This is a genomic window from Dyella telluris (assembly GCF_014297575.1).
Lineage (GTDB): Bacteria > Pseudomonadota > Gammaproteobacteria > Xanthomonadales > Rhodanobacteraceae > Dyella > Dyella telluris.
This window is the reverse complement of record NZ_CP060412.1, coordinates 2,329,968-2,343,724: the sequence shown is the minus strand read 5'-3', so window position 1 is coordinate 2,343,724 and position 13,757 is coordinate 2,329,968. Positions and strand designations below refer to the sequence as shown.

General features: G+C 65.8%; 13 protein-coding genes. 7 read left to right on the top strand and 6 right to left on the bottom strand.

The genetic code is table 11. From position 1 onward, the window contains the following. The 3 genes from H8F01_RS10530 to speA all read right to left on the bottom strand — a co-directional run bounded on the left by H8F01_RS10530 (nt 1) and on the right by speA (nt 4,074). The gene (locus H8F01_RS10530) at nt 1-1,179 is read right to left on the bottom strand and encodes a patatin-like phospholipase family protein (RefSeq protein WP_238481215.1); all 1,179 of its coding nucleotides are present in this window, start codon (nt 1,177-1,179) and stop codon (nt 1-3) included. A gap of 12 nt (nt 1,180-1,191) precedes the next feature. Beyond that, nucleotides 1,192-1,977, bottom strand: a complete 786-nt coding sequence (locus H8F01_RS10525; protein ID WP_187058972.1) for a 3-hydroxybutyrate dehydrogenase — start codon at nt 1,975-1,977, stop codon at nt 1,192-1,194. Nucleotides 1,978-2,184: 207 nt separating this feature from the next. Further along, nucleotides 2,185-4,074 (bottom strand): biosynthetic arginine decarboxylase, encoded by a 1,890-nt coding sequence (speA, locus tag H8F01_RS10520; RefSeq protein WP_187058971.1) that lies wholly within the window; start codon nt 4,072-4,074, stop codon nt 2,185-2,187. Between the two features lie 269 nt (nt 4,075-4,343). On the opposite strand from speA, the gene speE reads away from it, so the two are divergent. Beyond that, nucleotides 4,344-5,198 (top strand): polyamine aminopropyltransferase, encoded by an 855-nt coding sequence (gene speE, locus H8F01_RS10515; RefSeq protein ID WP_187058970.1) that lies wholly within the window; start codon nt 4,344-4,346, stop codon nt 5,196-5,198. Between the two features lie 214 nt (nt 5,199-5,412). Here speE and H8F01_RS10510 read toward each other — a convergent pair whose 3' ends face one another. After that, the gene (locus H8F01_RS10510) at nt 5,413-5,613 is read right to left on the bottom strand and encodes an antitermination protein NusB (protein ID WP_187058969.1); all 201 of its coding nucleotides are present in this window, start codon (nt 5,611-5,613) and stop codon (nt 5,413-5,415) included. Nucleotides 5,614-5,779: 166 nt separating this feature from the next. Here H8F01_RS10510 and H8F01_RS10505 point away from each other — a divergent pair, with 166 nt between their 5' ends. From H8F01_RS10505 to H8F01_RS10485, 5 genes are all read left to right on the top strand, one after another. Continuing rightward, nucleotides 5,780-6,808, top strand: coding sequence for a hypothetical protein (locus H8F01_RS10505; protein ID WP_187058968.1), 1,029 nt, complete (start codon nt 5,780-5,782; stop codon nt 6,806-6,808). Between the two features lie 107 nt (nt 6,809-6,915). After that, complete coding sequence (locus tag H8F01_RS10500; protein WP_187058967.1) at nt 6,916-7,548, top strand: ParA family protein; 633 nt, start codon at nt 6,916-6,918, stop codon at nt 7,546-7,548. A gap of 39 nt (nt 7,549-7,587) precedes the next feature. Continuing rightward, nucleotides 7,588-8,061 (top strand): SixA phosphatase family protein, encoded by a 474-nt coding sequence (locus H8F01_RS10495; protein WP_187058966.1) that lies wholly within the window; start codon nt 7,588-7,590, stop codon nt 8,059-8,061. Between the two features lie 13 nt (nt 8,062-8,074). Beyond that, nucleotides 8,075-8,644 carry a YceI family protein gene (locus tag H8F01_RS10490; protein WP_187058965.1) on the top strand — a complete coding sequence of 190 codons (570 nt, stop codon included), beginning with the start codon at nt 8,075-8,077 and terminating at the stop codon, nt 8,642-8,644. Nucleotides 8,645-8,679: 35 nt separating this feature from the next. Then, complete coding sequence (locus H8F01_RS10485) at nt 8,680-10,545, top strand: phospholipase D-like domain-containing protein (RefSeq protein ID WP_187058964.1); 1,866 nt, start codon at nt 8,680-8,682, stop codon at nt 10,543-10,545. A 91-nt stretch (nt 10,546-10,636) separates the two neighbouring features. Here H8F01_RS10485 and H8F01_RS10480 read toward each other — a convergent pair whose 3' ends face one another. Both H8F01_RS10480 and H8F01_RS10475 read right to left on the bottom strand, forming a co-directional pair. Then, nucleotides 10,637-11,158, bottom strand: a complete 522-nt coding sequence (locus H8F01_RS10480) for an energy transducer TonB (protein WP_187058963.1) — start codon at nt 11,156-11,158, stop codon at nt 10,637-10,639. A 28-nt stretch (nt 11,159-11,186) separates the two neighbouring features. Continuing rightward, nucleotides 11,187-12,470, bottom strand: coding sequence for an acetyl-CoA C-acetyltransferase (locus H8F01_RS10475; protein ID WP_187058962.1), 1,284 nt, complete (start codon nt 12,468-12,470; stop codon nt 11,187-11,189). 124 nt (nt 12,471-12,594) lie between these two features. Between H8F01_RS10475 and H8F01_RS10470 the strand changes: the two genes are divergently transcribed. Next, on the top strand, nt 12,595-13,722 hold the full coding sequence (locus tag H8F01_RS10470) for a hypothetical protein (RefSeq protein ID WP_187058961.1): 1,128 nt from the start codon (nt 12,595-12,597) through the stop codon (nt 13,720-13,722). Nucleotides 13,723-13,757 lie beyond the last annotated feature (35 nt).

Here is a 13,757-nt window from a genome sequence, read left to right as displayed (position 1 = left end):
TCAATCTTCACAATGGACGTCGTGCGTCACGAAGGGGTGTTCCGGCGTCGGCTTGGCAAACCACTGCGGTTCCCGAAGCGTGCACAGCATGTCCTCCATGCCGCTGCTCCAGTGCTGGCGCATGCTGTCGACGCTGAACTCGTAGTCCTTGTAGTGCCCTTCGTACGGCTTGTTGCGGTAAATCAGGTGGAAGAGGTTCACCAGTGCGCTGTTGGCAAACACTTCGGCCTGCCGATACGCGCGCTGCTTGCGCTGGTCTTCCGGCACCAGCGCCATCAGGTCGTGGAGTATGCGCTGCCGGCGCTGGCGTTGCGCCATGTATTCGGTAATCAGGCGCGTGCGGCTGGAGTACTGGATGTCCTTGGCGCGCGACGTCACCTCCGCCAGGTCGCGCGGCACCTCGCCACGGGCGCTCCACAGGTCCACCTGGAAGATCAGCGAATCGCGGCATGACGCATCGGTGAGCACCTGGTACAGCGGCGTGTTGGAAACCATGCCGCCATCCCAGTAGAACTCGCCGTCGATCTCGACCGCCGGGAATCCCGGCGGCAACGCACCCGATGCCATGAAGTGCTCCACCCGCAGCTCGCCCTCGGTGTTGTCGAAGTAGGCGAAATTGCCGGTGCGGATGTTCACCGCACCCACGGACACGCGCATCGCGGTCTTGTGGTTGATGCGGTCAAAATCGACCAGGCGTTCCAGCGTGGTCTTCAGCGGCGAGGTGTCGTACCAGCTGGCGGATGTCGGCGATGCACGCCATGGCCACAGCGGAAACGGCCGCGGCGTGAAGAAGCCGGGCTGGCCTTCGACCAGAGCACGCCACGCGGCCCACCCGCTGAGGCCGTTCTGCCACGGCAGCTCCCACGCCCCCGGATCGAGCGGCGGGGTGGGCCACACGGGAAACAGCGGTTCCCGCGTGATGGTCTGCCAGAATTCGCGCAGGCGTTCCACGCGGTGTTTGGGCGGGTTGCCGGCGATGACGGCGGCGTTGAGCGCACCGATGGAAATGCCGGCGATCCAGTGCGGGTGGATACCGGCGTTGTTCAGCGCCTCGAACACGCCGGCCTGGTACGCACCCAGCGCACCACCGCCCTGGAGGACCAGGGCGACGGTTTTGTAGTCACGCTTTACCGCCCTGGCCAGTTCCTCGGCGGACGGCATCTGTTTGGCAGCATCCATCACAGGCCGCCCTTACTGCATGTACCAGCCGTGGCTGACCACGATCGACTGGCCGGTAAGCGCCGCCGACGGGAAGCCGGCGAGATACAGCGCGGTCTGCGCGATGTCGTCGACCGTGGTGAATACACCATCCACCGTGTCCTTCAGCATCACGTTCTTGATCACCTCGGCCTCGCTGATGCCCAGCTCCTTGGCCTGCTCGGGAATCTGCTTTTCCACCAGCGGCGTGCGCACGAAGCCCGGGCAGATCACGTGCGAGCGCACGTTGTGGGCCGCACCTTCCTTCGCCAGCGTGCGCGCCAGGCCCAGCAGGCCGTGCTTGGCGGCGACATAAGCCGACTTGAGTTTGGACGCCTCGTGCGAATGCACCGAACCCATGTAGATGACGATGCCGCCGCGATCATCCTTGTACATGTGCTTGAGCGCGGCGCGGGTGGTGAGGAAGCCACCGTCGAGATGGATGGCCAGCATCTTCTTCCAGTCCGCATACGAGAACTGGTCGATCGGGTTAATGATCTGGATGCCGGCGTTGGAGATCAGGATGTCCAGGTGGCCAAACTGGGCGACCACCTTGTCAGTGCCCGCGTTGACGGCGTTTTCATCCGTCACGTCCATGGCGATGCCGATGGCCTTGCCGCCTGCCGCATTGATCTCGGCCGCGGCCGCGTCGGCGGCCTGCTGGTTGATGTCGGCGATGGCGACTGCCGCGCCGTTCTTCGCATAAAGCTCGGCGATTGCCTTGCCCAGGCCGCTGGCTGCGCCAGTGATGAGTGCCACCTTGCCGTCGAGACTTGCCATAACCACTCCTGTCGATGGGGAACGGGGAAAGCAGAAACGGAATCAGGTTGTGGGCTGCACCACCTGCCCGCTGGGGAAGGCACAGGCTGGCACAGCTCGTGGGCGCGCATCCATGCGACGAATGGACAACTCGAGCACGGCCTCTCCTACATCGTCATTCCTGCTTTCGCAGGGATGACGGTAGGAAAGGCACCGTTGGCGTGTGGCTCAGTGCGCGCCTTCCGAAAGATAGGTATAGCCCGTCAACCCATCATTCAACGTGACGAACAGCTGCTCCGCCGCTTCGCCTTCCACGCCGGCCGCCGCGATGCGCTCGCGGTAGCTGCGGCGCAGGGCGTCGAGGTCGTAGCCCACATAGTCGAGCATCAGGTCGGTGGTGTCGCCGCGGCGCTTGTGCGCGAAAACATACGAATCGCCCTGCACACGCACATTCACCGCGTCGGTGTCGCCGAACAGGTTGTGGATGTCGCCCAACGTCTCCTGGTATGCGCCCACCATGAAGATGCCGAGGCGGTAGCTCTCGTCTTCTTTCAGGGCATGCAGCGGCAGGCTCACGTCCACGCCTTCAGCATCCACGTAGTCGTCGATGCGGCCGTCGGAATCGCAGGTGAGGTCCACGATAACGCCGCGGCGCGTCGGCTCCTCGTTGAGGCGTGCAATCGGCGCAATCGGGAAGATCTGGTCGATAGCCCAGATATCCGGCACGGATTCAAACACGGAGAAGTTGACGAAGTACTTGTCGACCAGCTTCTCGTCCAGCTCGTCCATGGCCTGGCGATGCGAGCGCTCGGCCGGCAGCAGGCGCATGCGCACCGCGTTGGCGATGGCGTAGTACATGTCGTCCAGCCGCGCGCGGTCTTCCAGGCTCAGCTGGCCCAATGCGTACAGCGCCTGGCCTTCGGCAAGGTGATGCTGCGCTTCGTGGAACAGCTCCAGCGCCGGGCGCGCGTCGAGCTCTGCCCACGTCTCGCGCAGGCGGCGCAGCACGGCGGGCTCGTGCTCGTGCGCGGACGGGATATTGCCCTCGGGCACTTCTTCCACTTCCGTCACGTTCACCACCATCACGGCGTGGTGGGCGGTCATGGCGCGGCCGGCTTCGGTGATGATGTGCGGCGCGGGCAGGTTCGCCTCGGCCACGGCTTCGGCCAGCGACTGCACGATGGTGGCGGCGTACTGCTCGATGGAGTAGTTGATCGAGTTATGGCTGCGCGAACGCGAGCCTTCGTAGTCCACGCCCAGGCCACCGCCGACGTCGACGATGTCCAGCGGCACACCCATGCGCTTGAGTTCCACGAAGTAGCGCGTGGCTTCGCGCATGCCGTTGGCGATGTCGCGCACGTTGGAAATCTGCGAGCCCATGTGGAAGTGCTGCAGCTTGAGCGTGTGCTTGAGGCCAGCCTTTTCCAGGCGTTCCACCAGGGTAAGCACCTGGCTGGGCGAGAGGCCGAACTTGCCCTTGTCGCCGCCGGTGTTCTGCCACTTGCCCGCGCCGATGGATGCCAGGCGCACGCGCACGCCAAGCAGCGGCTCGACGTTGAGCGCCTTGGCTTCGGTGAAGACGTGGTCAAGCTCGGAGAGCTTCTCGATCACGATGTGCACGCGCAGGCCCAGCTTGAGGCCGATCAGCGCGAGGCGGATGTACTCGCGATCCTTGTAGCCGTTGCAGATCACGATGCTGCCGGGGCGGGCCATGGCCAGCACGGCCATCAGTTCGGGCTTGGAGCCGGCTTCCAGGCCGAAGCCGTGCTCGCCGGCGGCCACCAGCTCGCCGGCCACGCCGCGTTGCTGGTTCACCTTGATCGGGTAGACCGCCGTATAGCCGCCTTCGTAGCTCCATTCGCCGATGGCCTTGGCAAAGGCGTCCTGCAGGCGCTTGAGGCGGTCGGCCAGGATGTCCGGGAAACGGACCAGCAGCGGCAGACGCAGGCCGTCGGCGCGGGCGCGGTCCACGATGGCCGGCAGCGACAGGGCCGGGCCTTTGGCGCCGTGGGGGCGCATCACGATATGGCCGGCGTCGTTCACATCGACGTAGCCGTCGCCCCAGTGCGGGACGGCGTAGGTATGACGGGCAGCGTCGACGTTCCAGTGCTTCGACATGGAGGGCTCCTTGGGTACTGCGGGCGTGTTACACCCTGAACATGTCGTCGCAGCGGCGGAGCCTTGACGAGGCAAAGTCAGCCGGCCGGAAGCCTTGCACGCCGCGGGGCCGGACTGACCTGGGAACCGCGGATGGGCCAGAGGCGGCGGTTCGGACGGCTATTGTAACGGCCTCTTGTGACAATGTGCCGATCCGCGGGGCCGCCCCGGGGACCCCGTTCGGCTACAATTCCCGTTCTTTGAACCCATCGATCGTCAGGAACATCCCCATGTCGCAGCATCCCAGCTGGTTCACCGAAGCCCACCAGGCCTCCGGCTCCTCCATTGGTTACCGCGTGGAGAAGCTGCTGCACGCCGAGAAAACCCCGTTCCAGACCATCGAGATCTACCAGACCACCGACTGGGGCAACCTGATGGTGATCGACGGCTGCGTGATGCTGACCAGCCGCGATAACTTCCTCTACCACGAAATGATGACCCACCCGGCCCTGTTCACCCATGCGCGCGCCAAGCGCGTGGTGATCATCGGCGGCGGCGACTGCGGCACCCTGCGTGAAGTGCTCAAGCACGAGGAAGTGGAGCACGCGGTGCAGGTGGAGATCGACGAGCGCGTCACCCGCCTGGCCGAGCAGTACTTCCCGGAATTGTGCGATTCCAACAACGATCCGCGCGCCGAGCTGCTGTTCATCGACGGCATCAAGTACATGGCCGAGGCCGAGCCGGAATCGCTGGACCTGATCATCGTGGACTCGACCGACCCGGTCGGCCCGGCCGAAGGCCTGTTCAACGCCGCCTTCTACGCCAGCTGCTACAAGGCCCTGCGCCACGGCGGCATCCTGGTGCAGCAGTCGGAATCGCCGATTGCCCACATTGAGCTGATCAAGTCCATGCGTTCGGCCATGCGCACCGCCGGCTTCAGCGCGGTGAAGACCCTGCCGTTCCCGCAGCCGTGCTACCCCACCGGCTGGTGGAGCTGCACCATGGTCCGCAAGGGCGGCGACCTGGCCGGCTTCCGCGAGCGCGGCGCGCTGAGCAAGAACTTCCCGACCCGCTACTACAACGCCGATATCCACAAGGCGGCGCTGGCCCAGCCGGAATTCATGCGCGAAGCGCTGGGCGAGTAAGCCCCCCAGTTTCAGCAAAAAGCCCGGCGTGGGAACACGCCGGGCTTTTTTGTGTCTGGCCCCGCACCTGCCTGGCCTGAAAGAGCGCACTTGTGCGCGACAGGCCGATGGAACGAAACCCGGCGAACGGCCGATTTCCAGCTATCCACGGCGGCAAAAGCCCTCGGGCAGCGGTCGCGCACACGTGCGCTCCTGCATAAAGGCCGCCACGCCCTCAGAACAAGGTCTGACGCGCCTTGGGCAGGAACACCAGAATCAGGGTGGCGATGGGGCCCAGCACCAGCGAGAGCAGGAACCACAGCAGGCCGCTGCGATTCTTGCCCTGGGCCAGGCCGGCATTGATCAGCGCCAGCGTGCCCCAGCCCACGAACCAAGGCGCGGCGCGGCCATCGGCCAGTTGGGAAATATCATTCACGTGTTCTTCTCCTGTGTTGCGCAGGATGACCTGTCACCCCGGGGCGTCGCGAAGCGGCCATGCTAGCAAGGCAGGACGCGTTCTCACGTCCCTGGCGTCCAGCGGATCAGGCGAGCTTAATCCTTGGGCGCTATCCTGATTGTTGGCTTTGTGTAAGGACTCATTGATGCTCGGACGGCGCCTCCTCCCTCTTGCCCTGCTGCTGGCCGCAGCGTCGGGTTCCGCACTGGCGGCAAAAACGCCCGCCAAGGCACCCGCCAAAGCCCCGGATGCGCAGCAGGCCGCCTACCATCAGGCGCTGCTGCAATACCAGAAGGACCTCATCAGTGTGTCCGCTCCGCAGGCCGATCCGATCCCGCTGATGGGCGCCGCCCTGCTGGCCCGGCCGCTGCAGGACCAGCCAGACTTCAACAGCTACCACAGCCTGATCGACCGGGCTGCCGCCGCACCGGGCGCCGGGCCGGAGATCAGCTGGGCACGCCTGAGCGATTGCGACAGCAAGGGGTCCGATTGCCCCAATGCCGACGCACTCGCCAAGCTGCTGGAACAGGCCCCCGACAACGCCGCCGTGTGGATGCTCAAGCTGGGCACCGACCTGCGTGACGGCAAAAACGACGACGCCCGGCAGGACCTGGCCAAGGCGGCCTCGGCCAAGATCTACGACGACTACACCGGCGCGACCCTCAAGGCGTTGTCCGGCGCGGTGACCCTGCTGCCGCCGCCGACCAATGTGGTGGGCCCGCTCTCGGCGATGAACGGCGCGGACGTGCAGCTGACCCTGGTGTTTGGTCTTGCCGAAGGCCAACCGCAGCCCGCGCTGCAGGCCACCTCGCGCCTGTGCGAGGACAACGCCGACAAGCCCACCGTGAAGGACGACTGCCTGAAGCTGGGCAAGCTGCTCGAGTGGGGCTCCAGCCCGCTGTCGCGCTCGCTGGGCCTGCACCTGCGCGAGGTGCTCAATGACGACACCTCCCAGCAGGAAGACGCCAAGCGCCTGCGCCGCAACCTGGTGTGGCAGGTACAGGGCTTCTCCCAGCTCTCGCTGCGCGCCAAGAGCGATACCGCCATTGCCCAGCACCTGCTGAAACTGGCCCGCTCCGGCGGCAACCAGATGAGCCTGGTGCTGACCGCCCTGCACGATTTCAACATGCCGGTGGATGCACCGGCCGACTGGGATCCCGGCAAGCCCGGCTGATCAGCGGATGTCACGCAGACACGGGCGCTTTGTCACACGCCCGTGCTTGCGTCGGGTCCCCGGCCATCGTGTAGGCTTGGGACCAGCTTGGACACTGGGGCGGCAACATGCTGACGGTACTGGTAGCAAGCAGCAAAGGCGGTTGTGGCAAGAGCACACTGGTCACGCAGCTGGCCTCGCACTGGGCGCAGGATGGCAAGCACACGGCCATCGTCGATGCCGACCGGCAGCAATCGGGTTTCCGCTGGGCCGCCAGCCGGCCGGACAACGTCCCGGGCGTGCTCGCCCTTGAAGGCAGCCGCCGGGCGCTGGAAAAACTTCCCCCCGATACGCAACGCGTCCTGATCGACACCCCTGCCGGCTCGCAGGAACGTGACCTTGAGCCTTACCTGGAGAAGGCCGACGTGGTGCTGGTGCCGGTGCTGCCGTCCACCTTCGATCTCGATGCCACCTTCGGCTTCCTGGAGGAACTCCAGCGGGTCAATCGCATCAAACGGGGAAAGCTGCCCGTGGGGTTGGTCGGCAATCGCCTCAAGCCTTGGACCAACGCCAGCCAGGACGCCATGACGCAACTGTCGGAACGGTCGCCGTTTCCGGTGGTGGCGCAATTGCGCGACAGCCAGGCCTATGTGTTGCTGACCGCACTGGGCAAGGGCATCTTTGATTACGCTTCGGAAAACGTCCGCAGCCACCAGGAGGACTGGAAACACCTCCTGCGCTGGATCAAACGACAGCACTGATTTCACGCCACGCCGTCAGCCCGACCCGGGGAGCCAGACATGCACGAACTTATCCTGTTGCGACACGCCGAAGCCCAGCCTGCTGCGGGGGGTGCAAGCGACCAGGGGCGGCGCCTGAGCGGACGCGGCGAGCAGGAGGCGAAGGCCGCCGGCAAATGGCTGGTTTCGCACGGCGTGAAACCCGACCGCGTGCTCTGCTCGCCGTCCGAGCGCACCCGCGCCACCGCCGAACTCGCGCTGGCCGCCTATGGCGATGTACCCGTCACCCAGTTTGCCGACGACATCTACGAAGCCACGCCCGGCGAACTGCTGGCCCTGCTGGACCAGCATGGTGATGCCGGTACCGTGGTCCTGGTGGGCCACAACCCCGGTATCGAGCGCCTGGTGGCCCTGCTGGTCGAAGGACGCTCCGACGAGTTCCGCGGCATGCCCCCGGCTGGCCTCGCGGTGCTCCATCTCAACGGCTCGCTTGAACCGGGCAATGCCCGCCTGGATGCCTTCTGGTCGCCATGACGCCCTGATCTCCATGACGATACCGCTCGCCAGTTGTTGCCTGCTGCTGATGCTGCTCTTCATCCAGCCGGCGCAGGCGGCGGATTACCGCATAGATCCCGCGCGATCCCACGCCGATTTCGGCGTGAAGCTGTTCTGGCTCAGCCAGATCAACGGCCGCTTTGAGGAAATCGACGGCGATGTCACGCTGAGTTCGCTGCATGACACCGCCGTGGTCGATGCCCACATCACCGTCGACAGCATCCAGATGGGTTCGGACCGTATCCGCCGCTGGGTGCTTGCGCCGGAATTCTTCGACGCATCGCGTTTTCCTTCGATCCACTTTGTTTCCGATCCCATCTCGCTGGGCATGCTGGAGAAAGGCGGCGACCTCGGCGGCACGCTGACCCTGCGCGGCGTGACCAGGCCGGCACACTTCGAGCTGCTTCCCTCGCCGTGTCCGCTCGAATCGCCCCAGCAGTGCGTGATCTCCGTGCGCGGCACCATCCAGCGCAGTGATTTCGGCATGAGCGGCCACCGCACCGCCATCTCTGACCAGGTACAGCTGGGCTTGATGATCAGCCTGGATTACGCCCAGCGTTAAGCGGTCATGGAAACGTTCTCCCGTATCATCGCGGCATGCGCCAACGCTGGATCGCCGTTTCCACCCTGCTTGTAGCGATCCTGATCCTGTCGGGATGCAGCGTGTCGCCGTCGCGCGTCCGCCGCGCCGATGCCGTGGTGGCCGCCGGCATGCAACACCAGGGCAGCTGCGAGCGCGAAGACCACTGCGCCATCGCGTCGCCGCTGATCAACGCGGCGCAACAGGCCATGGCCGACTCCACGACCGACCAGCCAGTGCACGTGGTCACGCTGCTCAACGACAGCGAAGCGGCCATGGTGGCCCGCCTCAACCTGATCCGCGCCGCGCAGCACAGCATCGACGTGCAGACCTACATCTGGGATCAGGACGACGCCGGCCAGCTGGTGCTCAACGAACTGATCAAGGCCGCGCGACGTGGCGTGAAAGTGCGCATCCTGGCCGACCAGCTGTTTTCCTTCGGCGACCCCGTGTTGCTGGATCGACTGGCCATGGTGGATCCGAACCTCGAGATTCGCCTGTACAACCCGACATTCCACGAGGCACGCACCTCGGTGATGGACTTCAGCGCGAGCATCGTGTGCTGCTTCATGACCTTCAACCAGCGCATGCACAACAAGTTGCTGCTGGTGGATCACCTGGTCGGCATCACCGGCGGCCGCAATTACCAGGATCGTTACTTCGACTGGGACAACGACTTCGACTACGTGGATCGCGACGTGATGGTGGGCGGCCCCGCGGCGCTCAAGATGGCCGCGAGTTTCGAGATGTTCTGGCACCACAAGCGCTCCACGCCCCTTACCCACCTGCGCGACGTCAATCGGCAGCTGCTTCACGATGACCATCCCACGCCCTTGCCCGAGCCGCGCTATGCGCACCCGCTGCGAGTACAACGCGTGCTGGAAGAGGCCCTGGATGACGACTGGATCAACGACGTGCTGGTGTCGGACACCTTGCGCACCGGCCGCGTGGATTTCTACAGCGACTTGCCCGCCAAGACCGACCAGCCCGACAAGCGCAGCACGCGTGAATTCACCGCACACCTGATGCGCATGGTCGGTGCCGCGCAGCACGAGGTGGTGCTGCAGACGCCGTATCTGGTGATGAGCGATCGCGCCAAGGCCATCTTCGAGCGCTTGCACCAGAGCGCCTCACCGCCACGCATCGTGGTGTCCACCAACTCGCTGGCGTCCACCGATGCGTTTGCGGTGTATGCGCTGTCGTACAAGCACCGCAGGCGCTATCTCGAGGATTACGGTTTCGAGATCTACGAGATGAAGCCGCATGCCATGGGGCCAGCCCAGGACAATGCCGATGCGGCCGATGACGAAAGTCCGTCGGCCCCGACCACGGGCACCAGCGCCAAACACCAGCGCGTGGGCACGGAACGCGGCCTGCTCGGCAGCCATGGCAGCGCGCGCCGCAACCGTCCCGCACCGCTGACCACGTCCGGCCGCCGCTTCGCCCTTCACGCCAAGTCCATCGTGGTGGACGACGATTTCGCCATGGTCGGCTCGCACAATTTCGACCCGCGCTCGGATCACTACAACACCGAAGCCGGTGTGATCGTGTACGACCCGCGTTTCGCCACCGCGCTGCGCGACAGCATCCTGCGTGACACGCAGCCGGAGAACGCGTGGGTGATCGCGCCCCGCCAGCAGAGCAGCCTGAGCACGGCGATCGGCGACGTGTCCGCCAGCCTGCCCGTGTTCGACCTGTGGCCGTATCGCTATGCCACCAGCTACGACCTGAAGGCCGGTTGCACACCCATGCGACCCAGCGACCCGGGCTTCTTCAGCTGCTACACGCCGGTGGGCGACTTCCCCGATGTCGACGTGTCGCCCAAGCTGATCTACACGCGGCTGATCACGGCGTTTGGCTCAGGCGCACAGGGTGTGCTGTAAGAGCCAGGGCTGTAAGAGCCAGGAGTGAGTGAAGAGAAGTGAGAAAACAGAGAGGGCCCGCGCTCTTCTCTCACTCCTCACTTCTCTTCACTCACTCCTGGCTCTTCGTGTCGTCGAATCGCATGACGAGCTGGCCGCTCAAGCCCTCCGGGTGATCAGCCGGCACGGCAAAGCGCCAGTGTTCGACGGTACGCAAGGCACGCTCATCCAGGCCCGGGTTGCCGCTGGATTCGGCCACGCGGGCCTGCCCCACGCGGCCTTCGGCGTCGATGCCCAGGCGCAGCACTACCCGCCCGCTGGCAAAGGCCGTGCGCTGCAGCCATGACGCCGGCAGGGCCGGCATATCGACCGGAGTGAGCATGGGGAGCGCTTCCACGGCGGGTTTCGTGGGTTCAGCGACCGATCGCGCCGCCACCGCAGCGACGGCGCGCTCGCTGGCGGCCGGCGCGCGCGCATGGCGACGCAGCACCATGCGCACCTTGTCCGTTCGCGGTGATGACGACCCGGCAGGCCCCTTCCACTGGTCGGTGAGCGTGCTCAGCCAGGCCGTGCCGGCCACACCGATGGCCAGCGCGAGCAGGCTCAGGCTGGCGGTGGTACGAAGACGAAACATCGGAAACGACGGCGGTGCGGGACGCCGCTCAGCGCTCGAGAATGGCGGTGACACCCATGCCGCCGGCCGTGCAGATGGATATCAGGCCGCGGCCCGAGCCCTTCTGTTCGAGCATCTTGGCCAGCGTGGCGACGATGCGCGCACCGGTGGCGGCGAACGGGTGGCCCACCGCCAGGCTGGAGCCATGGACATTGAGCTTCGCCGGATCGATGGAACCCAGCGGCTGGGCCAGGCCCAGGCGGTTCTTGCAGTAATCGGCGCTTTCCCACGCGCGCAACGTGCACAGTACCTGCGCAGCGAAGGCTTCGTGGATCTCGTAGAAATCGAAGTCCTGCAGGCTGAGCCCATGGCGCGCCAGCATGCGCGGCACGGCCACGGTCGGCGCCATCAGCAGGCCTTCGCCGTGGACGAAATCGACGGCGGCGACTTCCGCATCGCGGAACCACGCCTGCACCGTCAGGCCGCGCGCCGCCGCCCATTCCTCGGTGCCCAGCAGCACGGCCGCGGCACCGTCGGAAAGACCCGTGGAATTGCCTGCCGTGAGCGTGCCGTGGCCAGAGCTGCGGTCAAACGCCGGCTTCAGCGATGCGAGCTTCTCCATGGTGCTGTCCGGACGCAGGAAACCGTCGCGTTTCAAACCGCGGAACGGCACCACCAGGTCGTCGAAGAAGCCCGTTTCATACGCGGCGGCCAGCTTGTGGTGGCTGTCCAGCGCCAGCTGGTCCTGGGCCTGGCGGGCGATATGCCACTCCTTGGCCATCTTCTCGCAGTGGTCGCCCATCGACATGCCGGTGCGCGGCTCGGCCACGCCCGGGAACGCCGGCTTGAGCTCCTTCAGCGAGAAGCCCTGGCTGGCGGCACGCAGCTTGTCCTGCCAGCCTTTTGCACGATTGATGGCGAGCAGGCGCTTGCGCATGCGCTCGCTGAGCACGATGGGCACGTCGCTGGTGGTGTCCGAACCGCCCGCGATGCCCGCCTCGATCTGCCCGGTGGCGATCTTGTTGGCGATGATGATCGCGTTGTCCAGCGAGGTGCCGCAGGCGCGGGCCGTGGTGATGGCCGGCGTGGTGGCCTTCAGGCCCGAGGACAGCACGGCCTCGCGGGCCAGGTTCCACTCCGACGAGTGCTTGATCACCGCACCCATGGCCACTTCGCCCAGCTCCTGCCCGTGCAGGCCGTACCGCTCCACCAGCGACCCAAGCACCTTCACCGACATGCCGAAGTTGCCGACATCGGCGTAAGCGGTGTTGTTGCGGCAGAACGGGATACGTACGCCGCCGATCACACCGACGCGCTTGAGCGTGTTTTCCATGGCTGGAGCAATCCAAGGTTCGAAAAAGCCGAGTCGTCAAGGCTAACGCGGCCTGCCACCCCGCGAAAGCCCAAAATCCCCCAAATGCTAGAATCTGGTTTCTTACTGTTCGGGTTCGTGATCCGTGGAAGCACAAACACTCGTCGCCCTGCCGGTGGTCCTTGCGCTGGAACTCTCGGCAGGTGATCCGCCTGGCCGCCGTACGCTGACCCGTGACGAGGCCGCCGAGCTGGCCGCACTGATCGCCGCCGACCTCCATACGCTGGTGCCCCAGGTGGACGAAGCCTGCCTTGCGGTGGCCGGTGCCCTGTTCGACACGGTGGAGCTGCTGCGCCCCGGTTTCCCGGTCTGGGCCACGCTGGACGAACTGGCCCGCCGCGTGCCGCGCGGTCACCTGGAGAACGTGGTGGCCTTCGGCACCCACGAGGGCCACATGCCCGCCCAGCCGCTGGAGCCGGAAGCCGCGTTCGCCGACGGCCCGATGCGCCTGCTGCCGATCTCGCTGCTCGCACCCGAGGGTGTGGCCGAGAGCCTGTCGGACAAGCTGGAGGTGGAACTGGTGGGTCGCGGCGAAGCCGGCGAACGCACCGCCGATTGGCTGATGCGCACGCTGGGGATCCGCCTGGAACACGCGCGCTACCTCAGCCGCAATGACCTGCTCGCGCTGACCTGCGTGCAGTACGAACACGTGAACCTCGCGCCGCTGTGGACGCTGCTGGAAACGGCACTGCTCACGCCTTATCGCGACGAGAACACCATGAGCGCGCGCGGCCTGGCGCTGCGTTACCACGACGGCAAGGTCGAAACCCAGTCACCCGCCGACTGGCTGCAGCACCAGCCCGGCGACCACAGCCAGCGCGCCCATGATGTCGCCGGTGCGGTGTTCGAGCTGCGCCAGTACGCGGCACTGCTCGATGCGCACCACGTGCCGCTGACCTTGATCGGCGGCGAACCGGCCAGCGGTTACTTGCTTGAGACTTTCGGTGAACCCGACGCCGGCTATGACGCCCCGGCGCTCTACGCGCACGAAGCTCCGGGCCTGGGCGTGGTGGCGGTGACGCTGGCACAGCGCGGAAACGGTGGTCGCGCACGCGTGCTTGCCCACGGTTATCCGCTGCATCCGAAGGCGCTGGGGCCGCTGGTTGCAGCCCTGGCCGACCAGCATCAGGTTTCATCGGATCTGCATGCGCTGGGCTGCATCCTGCTCGACGCGGACGGCCGGCTGGGCGCGCCCGCCGAAGCACTGCACTGAACGTTGCCCGACCACCAAAAACTCGCGCGTCGGGA